General features: G+C 72.0%; 12 protein-coding genes and 1 pseudogene. 6 read left to right on the top strand and 7 right to left on the bottom strand.

Annotation, left to right across the window (positions count from 1 at the left end):
• The first annotated feature begins 20 nt into the window (after positions 1 to 20).
• From ACWGJY_RS05235 to ACWGJY_RS05220, 4 genes are read left to right on the top strand one after another with little or no spacing between them, the layout of a single operon-like run.
• Positions 21 to 1,304: an aspartate aminotransferase family protein gene (locus tag ACWGJY_RS05235; RefSeq protein WP_453259432.1), complete on the top strand. Its 1,284-nt coding sequence runs from the start codon at positions 21 to 23 to the stop codon at positions 1,302 to 1,304.
• On the top strand, positions 1,301 to 3,451 hold the full coding sequence (locus tag ACWGJY_RS05230) for an ROK family protein (RefSeq protein WP_453259431.1): 2,151 nt from the start codon (positions 1,301 to 1,303) through the stop codon (positions 3,449 to 3,451). Before ACWGJY_RS05235 ends, ACWGJY_RS05230 begins: the two co-directional genes overlap by 4 nt.
• A complete protein-coding gene (locus ACWGJY_RS05225) occupies positions 3,448 to 4,524 on the top strand; it encodes a hypothetical protein (RefSeq protein ID WP_453259430.1) in 1,077 nt (358 codons plus the stop codon). Before ACWGJY_RS05230 ends, ACWGJY_RS05225 begins: the two co-directional genes overlap by 4 nt.
• Positions 4,517 to 5,536 (top strand): alcohol dehydrogenase catalytic domain-containing protein, encoded by a 1,020-nt coding sequence (locus ACWGJY_RS05220; protein WP_453259429.1) that lies wholly within the window; start codon positions 4,517 to 4,519, stop codon positions 5,534 to 5,536. The genes ACWGJY_RS05225 and ACWGJY_RS05220 overlap by 8 nt, the downstream gene beginning before the upstream one ends.
• A gap of 38 nt (positions 5,537 to 5,574) precedes the next feature.
• Here ACWGJY_RS05220 and ACWGJY_RS05215 read toward each other — a convergent pair whose 3' ends face one another.
• The 4 genes from ACWGJY_RS05215 to ACWGJY_RS05200 form a co-directional block, all read right to left on the bottom strand.
• On the bottom strand, positions 5,575 to 6,261 hold the full coding sequence (locus ACWGJY_RS05215) for a sulfotransferase family protein (protein WP_453259428.1): 687 nt from the start codon (positions 6,259 to 6,261) through the stop codon (positions 5,575 to 5,577).
• Between the two features lie 91 nt (positions 6,262 to 6,352).
• Positions 6,353 to 7,279 (bottom strand): nucleoside-diphosphate kinase, encoded by a 927-nt coding sequence (locus tag ACWGJY_RS05210; protein WP_453259427.1) that lies wholly within the window; start codon positions 7,277 to 7,279, stop codon positions 6,353 to 6,355.
• Positions 7,272 to 8,693 carry a M16 family metallopeptidase gene (locus ACWGJY_RS05205; protein ID WP_453259426.1) on the bottom strand — a complete coding sequence of 474 codons (1,422 nt, stop codon included), beginning with the start codon at positions 8,691 to 8,693 and terminating at the stop codon, positions 7,272 to 7,274. The genes ACWGJY_RS05210 and ACWGJY_RS05205 overlap by 8 nt, the downstream gene beginning before the upstream one ends.
• Positions 8,650 to 9,576, bottom strand: coding sequence for a hypothetical protein (locus tag ACWGJY_RS05200; protein WP_453259425.1), 927 nt, complete (start codon positions 9,574 to 9,576; stop codon positions 8,650 to 8,652). The genes ACWGJY_RS05205 and ACWGJY_RS05200 overlap by 44 nt, the downstream gene beginning before the upstream one ends.
• A gap of 564 nt (positions 9,577 to 10,140) precedes the next feature.
• Here ACWGJY_RS05200 and ACWGJY_RS05195 point away from each other — a divergent pair.
• Positions 10,141 to 10,488 carry a carboxymuconolactone decarboxylase family protein gene (locus tag ACWGJY_RS05195; RefSeq protein WP_453259424.1) on the top strand — a complete coding sequence of 116 codons (348 nt, stop codon included), beginning with the start codon at positions 10,141 to 10,143 and terminating at the stop codon, positions 10,486 to 10,488.
• Positions 10,489 to 10,631: 143 nt separating this feature from the next.
• Positions 10,632 to 11,045, top strand: coding sequence for an SHOCT domain-containing protein (locus ACWGJY_RS05190; RefSeq protein WP_453259423.1), 414 nt, complete (start codon positions 10,632 to 10,634; stop codon positions 11,043 to 11,045).
• A 172-nt stretch (positions 11,046 to 11,217) separates the two neighbouring features.
• Here ACWGJY_RS05190 and ACWGJY_RS05185 read toward each other — a convergent pair whose 3' ends face one another.
• From ACWGJY_RS05185 to ACWGJY_RS05175, 3 genes and pseudogenes are all read right to left on the bottom strand, one after another.
• The gene (locus tag ACWGJY_RS05185) at positions 11,218 to 12,255 is read right to left on the bottom strand and encodes a polyphosphate kinase 2 family protein (RefSeq protein WP_453259422.1); all 1,038 of its coding nucleotides are present in this window, start codon (positions 12,253 to 12,255) and stop codon (positions 11,218 to 11,220) included.
• A gap of 837 nt (positions 12,256 to 13,092) precedes the next feature.
• A pseudogene (locus tag ACWGJY_RS05180) lies at positions 13,093 to 13,806 on the bottom strand (FAD:protein FMN transferase); the annotation flags it as partial.
• A 34-nt stretch (positions 13,807 to 13,840) separates the two neighbouring features.
• Positions 13,841 to 14,281 carry an FMN-binding protein gene (locus ACWGJY_RS05175; RefSeq protein ID WP_453259421.1) on the bottom strand — a complete coding sequence of 147 codons (441 nt, stop codon included), beginning with the start codon at positions 14,279 to 14,281 and terminating at the stop codon, positions 13,841 to 13,843.
• Between the last annotated feature and the right edge of the window lie 2 nt (positions 14,282 to 14,283).

Here is a 14,283-nt window from a genome sequence, read left to right as displayed (position 1 = left end):
CCGAGAAAGAAAGATTCCCGATGAGTGACGCGTTCGATGAATCACCCCCGCCTCCGCCCGCCTACTACGAGCAGGGCTCTGCCCGGCTGGTCGGCGGGAGCGGCCTGCGGGTCTGGGACGCCGACGGGCGTGAGTATCTGGACTGCGCGGCAGGCACCTTCAACCTCTCCCTCGGGCACAACCACCCGGACGTGGTGGCCGCCATCAAGCGGCAGAGCGACGACCTGCTGTTCGCAAGCTCCATGTTCCAGACCGATGTCTCCAACCAGGTGATGGAACTGCTCGTCGAGCTGAGCCCGGCGAACCTCACCCGGGTCAACCTCCGCAGCAGCGGCGGCTCGACCGCCACGGAAGGGGCGGTGAAGATCGCCCAGCTGCACACGGGGCGCCGCGACGTGATCGTGCCGTTCCGCGGACACGTCGGGCAGACGCTCGCGGCCGGCGCGCTGAACGGCATGGCCCACCTGCGGGCGCCGTTCCCGGTGGTCTACCCGAGGGCGGTCAACGTCCCGGACCCCTACTGTCTGCGCTGCTTCTACCGGGAGGAGCCCGGCAGTTGCGGCTACCTCTGCATCGACCGCATCGACGACTTCATCAGGTACGCCGGTACGGGCAGCACCGCGGCCGTGCTGATCGAGCCGATCAGCGGCGCCGGCGGCAACATCGTTCCCCCGCCGGGATACCTGCAGCGGCTGCGGGAGTTCTGCGACGAGCGGGACATCGTCCTCATCTTCGACGAGACCCAGACGTCGTTCGGACGCACCGGTTACCTGACGGCGGCCGAGGCGTTCGGCGTCGAGCCGCACATGATGACCGTGTCGAAGGGGCTGAGCGGGTCCGGTCTGCCGCTGGCGGCGATCATCACCGAGGAACGGCTCGTCGGCATGGACCGGTCACTGCACGGCTTCACCTCGGGCGGCCACCCGATCGCCGCCGCGGCCACCCTCGCCACGCTGGCGCAGGTCCGCCGGCCGGAGTTCCTGGAGAACGTCCGCACCGTCGGCTCCGCCCTCAAGGCCGCCCTGCTCGACCTCGGCCGCACGTACCCGGAGATCGGTGACGTCCGCGGCCTGGGCCTGATGCTCGGCATCGAACTGTCGGAACCGGACGGGTCGCGCGCGCCGCGCCTGGCCCGTGCGCTGCACGCGGCGCTGATGGAGCGCGGGGTCATCACCCGGGTGTCCGAGCACGGCGAGGGGAACACCATCGAACTGCGCCCGCCCCTGATCCTGACCCACGAGGACGCCGAGCTCGTGGCCGAACGCTTCGGGGAGGCACTGGAAATGATGCGGGTGCGCTCATGACGACCAACGACACCGTGGCGGTCTTCGACGTCGGCGGTACCCACGCGCGCTCGGCGGTGCTGGACGGCGACAACCGCCTGCACGACCTCGCCGTGCGGACGGCGCCGTCCTGGGCCAGCTGCCCGGGGGAGGAGGCGGCCGCACTGCACCGGCGGCTCGTGGACCTCATCGTCGCCGATGCGCGCCGGCTGGCCCGCCGCCACGCGGTGAGCGCGGTCGGCGTCTCGCTGGGCGTGGCGATCGACGCGCGCACCGGCATGACGGTGGGATCCGGCCCGCTCTGGGGCGACGGGGCCGGGCACAGGTTCGACACCGCCGGGGCGCTGCGGGAGACAGCGCCCGAGTTCCGGTGGACGGTCGTCAACGACGTCACCGCGACCGCGGTGGCGCTGGCGGCGCAGCCGCACGCGCAGAACCTGCGGCGGCTGGCCGCGGTCGTCGTCGGCAGCGGCATCGGGCTGCGGACCATCGAGGTCGCCACCGGCAGGGTCCCCACGAACGCGGACACCGGCCTGCAGGGGGAGATCGGGCATCTGCCGGCCGAATTCCGCATCGGCACACAAGAGATGCTGCTGCCCTGCGACTGCGGTGCGACCGGGCACCTCAGCTCGTACGCATCGGGCCGCGGCATCGACCGCATCCTCAGGCTGCTCGCCGCGGAAGGCACGCCCTGGCTGGCCGCCGACGCCTCGCTCACCAGCCAGTTCGCCCAGGCGGTGGCCGGCGGTGAGCAAGGGGCGCACGCCGTGCTCGAAGCCGTGACACGGCCGCTCGCGCACGCGCTGCTGTCGGTTCTCAGCACCGACGCCGAGATCGACCGGGTGGTCCTCACCGGCGGCGTGGCCGCAGGCCTCGGCAGTGACTACCTGGAGTGCCTGACCGCCCGGATGGACGCGGCGGGACTCTACGGACGGCCGGGCTCACTGGCCGACCGGATCCAGGTCGCCCCACCCGGCGCCGAGCCCGCACTGCGAGGAGCCGGGATGCTCGCCCGTTCCGGCGCCGCCGGGGCGCGCAGCTGGACCGTGCCGGGCGACAACCCGAAGTCCTACAGCGTCGTCATGGCCCCGGACATGCTCGCCTCCGGCCGGAGCCGGCTGCGGGAAGCGGCGGGCCTGGGCACCCACGGCGCCACCCGGCGGCTCGTCGTGGCCGACAAACGGGTGTGGGAGCTCTACGGGGACGCGCTGACGGACGCGCTGACGGCCGGAGCGGGGAACGTCGCCCTCGAAACCCTGGTGCTCGACGTGGACGAGTCGTGCAAGAGCCTGGCGGCGGTGTCCGACCTGGTCGACGCCTTCGACCGGTTCGGTCTGCTGCGCCGGTCGGAACCGGTCATCGCGGTGGGCGGCGGCGTGCTGCTCGACCTCGTGAGCTTCACCGCCAGCATCTACCGGCGGGGCGCTCCGTACGTCAAGGTTCCCACCACTCTGCTGGGCATGATCGACGCGGGCATCGGGGTCAAGACGGCGATCAACTACGGCGGGAACAAGAGCCGGCTGGGCACCTACTCCCGTCCGGGCCGGGTCGTCATCGACCCGGGGTTCCTGCGCACGCTGGACCCCCGCGAGTACCGCTGCGGCCTCGGCGAATCGGTCAAAATAGCGCTCGTGGCCGATGCGGCGCTCTTCGGCCTCCTCGACACGCACAGCCGCGCCCTGGCGGCGGGCACGCCGGACCCGCAGGTGGAGTCCGAGGTCATCGAGCGCAGCATCGCGGCCATGCTCGGCGAACTCGTCGGAAACCTCTGCGAGGACCGGCTGGAGCGGCTCGCCGACATCGGGCACTCGTTCTCCGGCGCCCTGGAGATGCGCCTTCGGCCCGCGCTCCTGCACGGTGAGGCCGTCGCCATCGACCTCGCCGTGACCGTCATGCTCTCGCGGAACCGGGGCCTGCTGCCGCCGGCCGTCGCCGACCGCATCCTCCGCGTCCTGGCCGACCTGGGCCTGCCGATGACCCACCGGGAGATGACCCTCGACCTGCTGGCCGAGGCCTTGGCCAACACCAGCCTGCACCGCGACGGCCGGCAACGCCTGCCCCTGCTGCAGGACATCGGCCGCGCCGTGTTCGTCGACGACGTGACCGAGGCGGAACTGGACGAGGCCCTGGCGGCCCTGCAGGCCCGGCAGTGGCAGGTGGTGTCGTGACCGGGTGGCAGCTGGTCCGCTCCGGGCACCGGGTCCGGAGCGAACCGATGGAAAGGCCGCACGGCGACCGGCCGTACGTGTCGATGCTCGCCGTGGGACTCTGCGGCACCGACGTCCAGATCGGCGCCGGCCACCGGGGGGACGCGGCCGCGGTGCTCGGCCACGAAGGCATCGGGATCCTGCACGGCGTCCCCGGCGGCGACCGGATGGTCGTGTTCAACCCCGTCGACGTGCGCAACCAGGACTCGGTACTCGGCCACAGCTTCGACGGCCTGCTCCGCAGCTGGGTCCCCCTGGGACCGGAGCTGCCGCCCGGCGCGCTGCAGCAGGTCCGGCCGCTGGACCCGACGGCCGTGCTCACGCTGTGCGAACCGCTCGGCACCGTCCTCTACTCGTGGGAGCTGATCGGGCGTTCGGCCCCGGCCGGCCGCCTGTCCGTCGGCATCTGGGGCGCCGGCCCGATCGGGCTGCTCCATGCGCGGAGGGCGACCGACCAGGGGCACGACGTCGAACTGGTCGAGGCGCGGCCGGAACGCCTGGCCTGGGTGGAGAACCACGCCCCCCTCGCGCCCGTCCGCCTCTCCGTGACCGGCCACCGCGCGCCGCGGCCACTCGACGTGGCTGTCGTCTGCGCCCCGCGGCCGTCGATGGCGAGCGCCGTCCGGGAGGCGGCGGACACCCTGCGGCCCGGCGGGACGATGGTGCTCGTCACCGCGCTCGACGCGGCGGCAGCGGCTCCCACCTTCCCCGACGCCACGGTCGGCCGGGTGCGCCGGCACAATGTCTGCGGCGGGATCGATCCTGAACTGGGCCTGCTCAAAGCGGTCTCGCACGAGGGCAAACCGCTGGTGCTCACCGGCCACCGGGGCACCTCGACGGCCCAGCTGCGCGCGGCGGAATCGGTCCTCCGCGCGGATCCCGGCGGGTACGGCGGCCTCATCACCCACGAGCTGGGCCCCGAGGACGCGGTGGACGTGATCAACCGCCGGCTCGACGGGCAGTTCCGGGCCGCCGACGGCTCGGAGATCGTCAAGGTCGTCGTCCGCTTCCCCGACGGCGGCCGCCATGGGTGAACGCCACAGCAGGAGCCTGGAGCTGGTGCCCGGCGGGGTCCGGCTCACCACCCGCCCGTGGCCGCGCCCGGCGTCCCCGTCATGGGTGCTGGTCCGCCCGCACACCGTGGGCCTGTGCAGCTCGGACCTCAAGGAGGTCCGCCGCAGCCGCGACGTACGGGCCGACTTCGGCCACGAAATGGTCGCCCTGGTGCACGACAGCAGCTCGGACGACTTCCCGCCCGGCCTGCGGGTGTGCCTGGACCCCCACGTCCCGGTGACCCGGACAACCGCGTTTGCGCAGACGGCACTTCTGACCGGACCGCCCGAGCAGCTGCGCGCCGCCCTGCCGGCCGTGCCCGACGGTACGCCGGACGACCGGGCGGTCTTCACCGAGCCCCTCGCGTGCACCGTCCACTGCGCGGCCAACGTCCTCCCCGGTTCCGATGTCGCGATCATCGGGGCAGGAACCGCGGGAGTCCTGCTGGCGGTGCTGCTGAGGCTCAACGGATGCCGGGTCACCCTGATCAACAGGAGCCCCGAGCGGCTGACCGCCCTCTCCCGGACGGCGCTGCTGCGGGACGTGCCGAAGATCCCCGGCCGCGAGGTAGGCACGCGCACCTTTGACACCGTGGTCGTGACCACGGCGTTGCTCGACAGCAGCACCTTCGACAGCGCCTGGAACCTGCTGCCGCCGCACGGCGGACGTCTGGTCCTGTTCGGCGGCATCAAGCCGGACTGGCAGGTGCCGGGCACCCGGCTGATGCTGGACGGCATCCGCCGCGGCGAGCAGACGCTGGAGCTGGAGCGGGGCGGGCGCCGCGCCCTGGTGGTGGGGACGCACGGCGCGACCGGCGCCGACTTCACCATGGCCGGCGCGGTGCTGGCGGCGCCGTTTCCCTGGACCACCAGCCACGTCGAGGAGCTCATCGCCGGCCGGGTGACTCTGCCCGGCCTGGCCGCGCTGCTCAACGACGCGGCCAGGACAGGCGTGGACCCGGCCGGGAAGCACGTCGTGGACATCCGCCGGTAGCGGCCCGCCGCCCTTCCCGGCCCGCCCTCGCGCCCGCTCTACGGTGCCGTTTCGCACAGGCCCGTGTAGGCCTCCAGGGCGGGTTCGAGGGCGGCCTGGTCGGCCCCGCCCAGCTCGGTGCGCCACCGGCCCGCCCCCTTGACCGACTGGTCGCCGGGGTGCTTGGTGTGGAACGGGCCGAGCTGACGGGACTGGATCGACTCACAGACCTCGCGGTCGGACGGCCAGCCGAGCCAGGCGGCCAGGGCGGCGATCCCGGCCGGCCGGTCGGTCCAGAACTGCTCGTAGCGGATGAGGCGCACGCGCGCGGCGCCCCCGGCGGCACGTGCGCTGAGGATGGTGCGGGCGTAGGTGACGTACGCCTGCGCGAAGCCGGCCGCGCCGGTCTCCGAAACGCCCAGGCGGGAGAATTCGAGCATCCGGGTGGGCATTCCGGCATACACCTTCTCCAGGATCGAGCACAGCACGTCACGGGGGTCACGGACCATCACGGCGGCACGGGCCTGCGGGTAGGCGTCCAGCGCGGCGGGCAGCACTTCGGTCATCCGAGGGCACTTCAGGATGTCCCACCGGGCCAGCTCCTGCGCGGGGGCCGTGACGTCGACCAGACGGCCCGTCATGGCCCAGTCGGGATCCTCCAGCAAGGTCCGCCGGCACGACTCGGAGAGCATGTGCGCCACGGCGCTCGTGCCGGAACGGTGCATACCGCAGATGAGCAATTGCATGGAGCCACCTCGGAGTTGTGTCGTACAGGTCGGACAGCAGACGGGTTTCGGGCGGCCGGCCCGGTACGGCGAAGACTTCGCGCACCCGCTCCTACTCCCGCGGGTCCGGCCGGCGGGCGGTTCCGGCGTCCTGGCCGGACTGCCCGCTGTCGCCGGGTCCGAGGGCGATCAGGCCGAAGTCGCGAACCGTCCGGCACGTGTCGTGCGCGGCCTTCGCCGACGCCGTCGGAAGAACGAATCCCTCGCCGTCGTACAGCGCCGCGAATCCGGCCCGCACGGCGAATTCCGGCTCATCGACGCCCGCCGTCCCGGCCAGGAAGCACGCCATGTCGTCGAACGCCACCGCCCAGTGGCGCTTGGCGTAGATGCGGACGCGATGGCCCGCGGCCGGCAGCGGCGGACTCCAGTGGGTCGGCCGGCGGCCGCGCTGTTCCGGGACGGACGCCCACCACCTGTCGAGCGCCGCCTCGACCGTCTCCATGCGCCAGCCGTGCCAGGTCGCGGTGGCGGGACGGAACAACGCGTGCGGGTCGTAGCGGCCGTCGAGGAGGGCCGCGAGCTCCCGGCGTGCCTCCTCGGCCGAGTCCGGGCTGTGGACGAGGTTGGCGTAGTAAACGGCGCCGTGCCGGCGGCGGATCGCCGATTTGAGCGCCAGTAGCCGGGCGGTGGCTCCGGGCCCGTCGACCAGGACCAGCCGGCTCGGCCCCGCGGACAGGTAGCGCCGCATGAGGCCCGCGGTCAGCGGCCTGCGGTCGGGGTCGATGCCGGACCACACGGCCGCGATCTGGGCCTCCGTCAGGCGCAGGGTGTGCTGCTCCAGCACCCGCAGGCCCACCCCGGCGATGTCCGCCACGCAGTCCTGCAGGAGGCGCCGTTCGAGGGTGTCCGGCTTGAACAGCAGGAAACCGCGTTCCGTCGGTCCGGCGCCGTCGGGTGGTCCGGCGGCGTCGTGACGGCGGGTGTCCGGAGTGATCAGCAGGGTTGCCCCGTCGTCACGGCCCGGGTCACGTTCACTCATCGCGGGTCCGTCCGTCCGGGCGGACGACGACACGGAGGCCCTCCGCCACCGCCGCGGCGGCGCCGGCGACGTCCGCCGCCGTGACGCGGGCGAGCCGCGCCCACTCCGCCTCCGGGGACCAGACGGCACCGGTGACGCAGTGGTGGCTCGCCACGACGGCCGGGTAGCCGTTCTCCGCCGTCCGGAGCAGCTCGGTCCGCGCCTGGCGGACCGCGGCGTCCAAGTCCGCCGGCGCGGGACCGTGCTGCGCCAGCCGGGCGAGTTCCGCGCGGAGCGCCCGGACTGCCGCGGGGCCGTCGGCGCCGTCGGTACCGGCCAGGAAACACCAGACCCCCGCATCGCTGTACGCGCGGGCCCACGCCCGGAACCCGGGCGCGAGGCCGTGCCCGGCGCGAAGGCGCCGGTGCATCCGCGACGCCGGGCCCGCGCCGAGCAGGTGGCCGAGGAGGTCGAACGCGTCACGCCGCGGGTCCGTGGCGGTCGGGGCCGGCGCGCCGGCGAGGAACCGGCAGGGCCCGTCCGGCCAGGCGGGATCCGGCGGGCCGGGGCGACCGGCGGGGGCGTGCGGGGAACGCCGCGGCCGGACGCCGCCGGCCCTGGCCATCGCCAGGGGGGACATCCGGCTGCGCAGCGCCGCCTCCTGCACGTTCCCGGCACACGCCAGGGCCAGCGGAACCGTCGCCAGCGCCCGTTGATGCAGTGGCAACAGCGGGCCGAGGGCGATCCGCCCGGGACCGCCCGGCGTGCCGCCCACCGCCGCGCCCAGCGGATGGCCGGGGAAGACGGCGGCGAGGAACGCCGCCTGCAGGCCATCGGCCGGGGCGTCGGCGGGGTCCGCCGCGGCCGCCGCCGGCTCCCGGGCGACGTTGTGCCGCTCCCGGCCGAGCGCCTCGTCCGACAGCGCCGGCCGGGTCAGCGCGTCGAGCATCCAGCCGGCGACCACGGGAGCGTCATCGGCCGGCACCCGGGCATGGACCGTCAGCGACTCCGCTCCGGTCACGGCTCCCCACGTCCCGCCGAACTGCTCGACGCGCTCGCCCAGCGAGGGGCCGCCCTCCAGCGGCACCGACATGATGAGGCGCCCCAGCAGGTGTGCGGCGCCGTTCATACCCGCAGGGTCGTCCCGGCTGCCGAAGCCGAGCGAGAGCGCGATGCCGGCGGTGTGCCCGCCGTCCGCCGGGGTCAGCAGCAGCGGCAGGCCGCCGTCGAGCTGCGCGACGCGTGTGGTCGAGGTCTGGCCGGTTATGACGTCACCTGCACAGGTCGTCCGGTCACTGGTCCTGCTGCGTCCCGGTGGCGCAGCACTGCGTCGGGCAAGGGAACCCTCCGGGAGGGGAGATACGGGTACGGGTACGGGACGGAGAACGGTGTCAGGTCTCCTCCAGGGCCGACACCAGCGGGGGCGCCAGGCCATGGGAGGAGATCGCGGCCAGGAGGCCGGAGGACGCGACGTGGTCGGCGCGCCTCTCGTAGACGACCTCGCACTCCTGGGGCGAGTCCTCGTACCCGTCGGGCGGTGCGTAGCTGGGCACGGCCGCCAGTTCTGGTACCGGCATGGCCTGCGCCAGCCGCTCCCGGGCATCGGCGAGACGGGCACGGTCCCGGACACCGTTCAGCACGTACCCGATCATCAGCCGGCGGTAGGGCTCGCCCAGCACACCCGGCAGGCCCGCCAGGGCCGCCAGGTGGCCCTCCTGGTTGACGTTGCCGACGAGCACCACCGGCAGCCCCGCCCGCAGCGGCACGACGTCGTTGGCCAGATCCGCCCGGGACGGCTGGTTCCCGGCACCGCCGGACCCCTCGATGACGACGAAGGAACCGCGATCGGCCAGAACGGCCAGGGCGTCCCTGACGGCGTCCAGACACCTCAGGCGCAGGTCATGGGGGAAGGTGCGCAGGTCCAGACTGTCCTGGCCGAAGACCGGCACCTCGCCGAGCGGCTCTCCGCACACATACAGCTGCCCGCGGCCGTTCCCGTCCGTCACGGCCACCACGGGGTTGTTCCACCACTGCACCGGGACTCCGGCCGCACCGCAGTTGTGGAAGACACCGCGCTCGTACACCTTGAGCGGAGGGCCCGGCCGGTCCGTCGTCTTCACGACGCTGGTGGCCTTGAACGGGTCGACCGTGATGTTCCGGCGGCGAAGAGCGCGGGTGATCCCGACCGCCACCGCCGTCTTGCCGGTACCGGAACCGGGCGCGATGAGCGTGACGCCACGTGGCAACGGCGTATCCGTCATGCTGTCGCTTCCCTCGTTCCCGGGCCCCGGGCCCCGGACCGCGGCTGCTCGGCTCACGCCCGTCTCCTTGTCGCACCGTCACGCCGGATGTCCCGAGCGTGCGTTGGCATCACAGCAGAGGAGGATCAACGGTTGATCAACAGACGATTGATCGGCAGATGGCCCACCCGTCCGCCCGAGGGCCGGCCACCCGTGCCCTGCCGCGCCGGACCACCCGTCCGCCCCACGGGCCGGCCATTCGCGAAATCCTCACGCGGCGCCCGCCCGTCGCCCGAGCAGGTCGCGGCCGTAGAAGATCACGCCGTCGATGACGCCGTGGGCCAGGCCGGCCAGGAGCTGTCGGAACTCGGGCAAGTCGGATGCCGGCGAGCGCATCATTTACCTCCCGGTGGGTGATGCCCTGGCTGCGCTGCCATCGGCGCACGTGGTCGAATGACGGTTCTCGAACGCCTGTCGACACCCTCCGTGCTCTTCCTCGCGAGCCGGCAGCATTTGACGCCGAGCCCGCGAAGGAATCACATAGATGTAGGGCACTTTCTGCGTAGAGGTCCATTCTGCTCTCCCTTCCCCTCGCGGCCTGTGTGGTTCTGCAGGACACATCGAGTGAGAAGGTCGCTGATCATGACAGCACAAGCTCCTGAACGAACTCTGGGCGCGCTTGCTCAGGGTGAGCACCCGGTATTCGAGCAGCTGGCACGGATGACCATAGAAACGCTGCCCAATTCTGGCCTCGACGAACGCACCTACCACCTCGTACGGCTGGCGGCGCTCATTGCGATGGACGCCGCGCCTGCCTCGTATCTGGCCAATCTCGGCGTCGCCAAAGAGGCCGGCCTGACTGCCGAAGACGCAAAGGCCGTCTGTGTGGCGATCGCGCCGATCGTCGGCAGCGCACGGGTGGTCGACGCAGCAGGCAGCGTTCTGCGTGCGCTCGGTTTCGCCGAACTCGTCACTGAGATGGAGACGTGACGACGCTGCCGGCCGGGGGCTGCTGAAGCGGGCAGCCTCCCGTCTTCTGTATCCGGGAAAGTCGTATCAGGCCGGCCGCCCTGCGGAGGAAGGGGACCCGTGGGCTTTGAGCGGTCGGCCGAAAGGGGGGAGAGGAGGACCTCATGAACGGCCAGTGGAACTTGGCCTACGACTACCCCGTACTGGGCACGTTCTTGACGATGTTGTGGATCTTCCTATGGATCATATGGATCTTCCTGCTCGTCCGGATCGTCATCGACATCTTCCGTGACGACTCGCTGGGCGGATGGGCGAAGACGGGATGGCTGGTGTTCGTGCTCTTCCTCCCCTTCATCGGCGTCTTTGTGTACCTCGCGGCGCGCGGCAACGCCATGGGAACGCGCGAAATACAGCACGTCCGGGCTCGGCAGCAGGCGTTCGACAGCTTCAGTCGCCAGAATTCCGGTACCGGCCCGCCGAGCCAGGCCGACGAACTCGCCAAACTCGCGGAGATCAGGAGCCGGGGCGACCTCACGGACGCGGAGTTCCAGCGTGCCAAGGACAGGATCCTGCACTGACGCGATGAAGTCTCCCCGGCTCCGCCGGCACCACCTCTTCGTCCGGTCGTCATGAAGGAACACCGGACGAAGAGGTGCCGGGAGGTGGTCCGGCTGAGCGTAGGAACGTCCGGAATCCAGAATGCTCTTCAGCACGTCCTTGCTGCGTCACCAACCTCCGTGGACAGAACAGCTAGGGCCGCTTCCCCTTCTCGGTCCGCTGCGCCGCAGCGGACGACTGCTTCCGTTTCGCTGTACGCCCGGTTCGCTGCTGTTCGGCGTCGGCTTCGGGGATCGGATGCCTGGCTGCGTACGGATCGGCCGGCGCGCCCTCAGGGGCCTCGGCCTCCAGCTCGTGCCTGGCGGCCTGGAGATCCTTGCGCGCCTCCTTGCCGACCACGGGGTAGCGGGGGTCGATGTCCATCAGCGTGTGCGCCAGCACCGCTGCCGTGCAGATGCGCGCGAACCACTTCCGGTCCGCCGGTACGACGTACCAAGGCGCCCACTCCGTACTGGTCGCCGAGAGCATCTCCGAGAACGCGCGCTGGTAGTCGTCCCACCGCCGGCGCTCCCGGACATCGGCGGCGGAGAACTTCCAGTTCTTCTCCGGCCGGTCGAGCCGCTTCATGAAACGGCTGCGCTGCTCTTCCCTGGAAAGGTTCAGGAAGACTTTCACCACCTTGAACCCGTTGTCGGTCAGGTAGCGCTCCCAGTTGTTGATGTCGCGGTAGCGACGGTCCCAGATATCCGCTCCTCGCACATGCTCCGGCAGCCTCTGCCGTTCGAGGAGTTCCGGGTGCACCCGCACCACGAGGACCTCCTCGTAGTGCGAACGGTTGAAGATCGCGATGTCGCCGCGCGCGGGCAGCCTGGCGGCGTAGCGCCACAGGTAGTCGTGGTCGAGCTCTTCGACGGAGGGCTGCTTGAAGCTGCTCACCTTGACGCCTTGCGGGTTCACCCCGCTCATGACATGCCGGATCGTCCCGTCCTTGCCGCCGGCATCGAGCGCCTGCAGACAGAGCAGCACTCCGTATGTGTCCTGGGCGGCCAGACGCTCCTGGTACTCGGCGAGCAGCAACACACCCGTGCGCAACAGCTCCACACCACGCTTCTTCTTCAGACCGGCCTTGTAGCGGGGGTCGAAGTCCCTGCCCAGGTTCACCCGCGATCCCGGCTTCACCCGTAGTGGCTCGATGAGCTCCGCGATGCGCTCGGCCCTGGCGTCCGTCATGACGACCCGCCTCCTTCCGGTCACGCCGAGTGCCATACGGTCAGCTGCGTTCGCCACAGTCAGGGCCCACGTCCGACGTGCGCGAGCCCCGGATCCTCCGGGGCCGTCACCGGTTGCGCAGGGGAGAGCGCGCCATGCTCCGGTCGCCTTCTCCGCCGTCCCTCGTGTCGTCGGCAGTGATACGGACGGTCATGCGGACGGTCATACGGACGGTGAGACGGACGGCCGAGCCGCCTCCGGCTGCCGGCGCGGGGGCGCCACCTTTCCGGCGGATGGACCTGCGCCGTCACTTTCAGTGTCCGGCCGTCCGGCAGGCATCGCCACACGACGTGCCCAGGGGATGTGCGCTGCGCTCCGGCTGTGCCCTGCCCCGAGCGGGAACGGAAGGCACAAGAGCCATGCGGTGCCGGAGGACAGCCGGCCCCGGACGGACGGCGGAGAACGGAACAGGGATGGGTCGCACCCTGCCCGCAGGGACGGGTCGGTGACGGCCGAGGCAGCGGCGCTGCTGCCGATCATCTGGGCGAACCGCAGCCCATGCCCGAGCAACCGGCCTTCTTCACCGGGCGCGCGGTTCGGTCCGCGGGCGCTACACCGCGAGGCGCTCGGCAGCGATCGTCATCCGCGACCGGCGTCAGCAGCCGCGCCTTCCCGAGTCGTCCGGCGGTCTGCCCTCCCCGATCCCGTAGTTCCGGACCGTGTTCGGTTGCCGGGCGAGTCGAGGAAGACGTCGGCCGCCGTCCGGACGGTCAAGCCTTGCCGGTCGGCAGGTGCACGACGACCGAGAGGCGGGTCCTCATCAGGCCGACGCCCCGGGCCGACGATGTCGCACACCGTTCCTGGGAAGTCCCGGGTGTGCCAGGTGCCGCCGTCCCGTGCCACCGCGAAACCCTCGTGGCCGTCGAGCGCCTCCAGCCAGTCCCGCGCGTCCGCACCCATGGCGAAGGCCGCCGTGGCGTAGGCGTCGGTCGTGGTGAGGCTGCGGCCGACGACGGTGACCGAGGCGGGGCCCGTCACGGGAGTGCCGGTGCGCGGATCGAGGATGTGGGCTCCGCGTTCGGCGGTGCCCGAGGTGGCGACGGCCAGGTCGCGTCCGGTGACGACGGCGCACAGCTCGCCCGGATGCAGCGGGTGGGCGATCCCGATGCGCCAGGGGGTGCCCGGCGCCGCTTCCCCGCTGAGCTGGAGGTCGCCGCCACCGTTCACGCAGGTGTGATGGGCGCCGGCCGCCTGCAGGATCTGCGCGGCACGTTCGACCGCCCATCCTTTGACCAGTCCGGTCGGGTCGAGGCTGCCGTTTTGCGCGGTGATGCTGAACCAGCCACCGGTGGCATGTCCCACCTGCTCACAGAGGCCGAGGACCTCGCGTACCTCCGCGGGGCAGTCGTCGAGTGCCAGCTCTTCGCGCGCCAGCCGGCTGACGGCGCTGTCGGGACGGTAGGTCGAGAAGACCTTGTCGACGTGGTGCAGCCAGGCGATCGCGTCGTCCAGGGCGGACTCGATGGCGGGGGTGCGGGCGTCGCGGATGTCGAAGGAGAACACCGTGCCCATCGTCCGCTCGACGTGGCGCACACCGCGCCGGCACTCAGACACCGGCCCGGTCCAAGGCGCTCTGCAGCGACCGGATGTAGCCGGCGCTGGTGTAGCTGGCGCCGGACACCGCGTCGATGCGGGCGGTGTGCGTGCTCAGCGCTTCCTGCGTCAGGCGCGGCAGGGCGTAGGCGGCGATCTCACGGTCGCGGCCGTTTTCGGACGGGGCACGCAGTACCTTGACGGCCGTCAGCCGGCCGGCCTTGATGGTGGCTGCCACCTGTACGGTGCCGTAACGGGTGGTGACCGGGGTGCCGGTGTAGGTGCCGCCGGCCGGGTGGCCGCCGCGCGGCGGCCGGCCGGTGGGCGTCGGGGCCGGTGCGGCGCCCACCTGGGCCGGGTCACCGGGCAGGCCGGCGGGCTGGTGTGGCTTGAGGGAGAGCAGGAGGACGACCAGGGCGCTGGTCGACGCTGCGGTCAGAACGGCTCGGCGCACAG

It is taken from the genome of Streptomyces sp. NPDC054765, assembly GCF_053612065.1.
The sequence above is the reverse complement of the archived record's forward strand: the minus strand, read 5'-3'. Positions and strand labels throughout refer to the sequence as shown.

Bases quoted from the DNA above. Each gene is read 5' to 3' on its own strand.
- ACWGJY_RS05195 (WP_453259424.1), top strand. From the start codon at position 10,141: ATGACAGCACAAGCTCCTGAACGAACTCTGGGCGCGCTTGCTCAGGGT.
- ACWGJY_RS05190 (WP_453259423.1), top strand. From the start codon at position 10,632: ATGAACGGCCAGTGGAACTTGGCCTACGACTACCCCGTACTGGGCACG.
- ACWGJY_RS05205 (WP_453259426.1), bottom strand. From the start codon at position 8,693: ATGGCCTGGCGCCCCCGCTGGTGTCGGCCCTGGAGGAGACCTGACACC.
- ACWGJY_RS05210 (WP_453259427.1), bottom strand. From the start codon at position 7,279: ATGAGTGAACGTGACCCGGGCCGTGACGACGGGGCAACCCTGCTGATC.
- ACWGJY_RS05215 (WP_453259428.1), bottom strand. From the start codon at position 6,261: ATGCAATTGCTCATCTGCGGTATGCACCGTTCCGGCACGAGCGCCGTG.
- ACWGJY_RS05230 (WP_453259431.1), top strand. From the start codon at position 1,301: ATGACGACCAACGACACCGTGGCGGTCTTCGACGTCGGCGGTACCCAC.
- ACWGJY_RS05235 (WP_453259432.1), top strand. From the start codon at position 21: ATGAGTGACGCGTTCGATGAATCACCCCCGCCTCCGCCCGCCTACTAC.
- ACWGJY_RS05220 (WP_453259429.1), top strand. From the start codon at position 4,517: ATGGGTGAACGCCACAGCAGGAGCCTGGAGCTGGTGCCCGGCGGGGTC.
- ACWGJY_RS05185 (WP_453259422.1), bottom strand. From the start codon at position 12,255: ATGACGGACGCCAGGGCCGAGCGCATCGCGGAGCTCATCGAGCCACTA.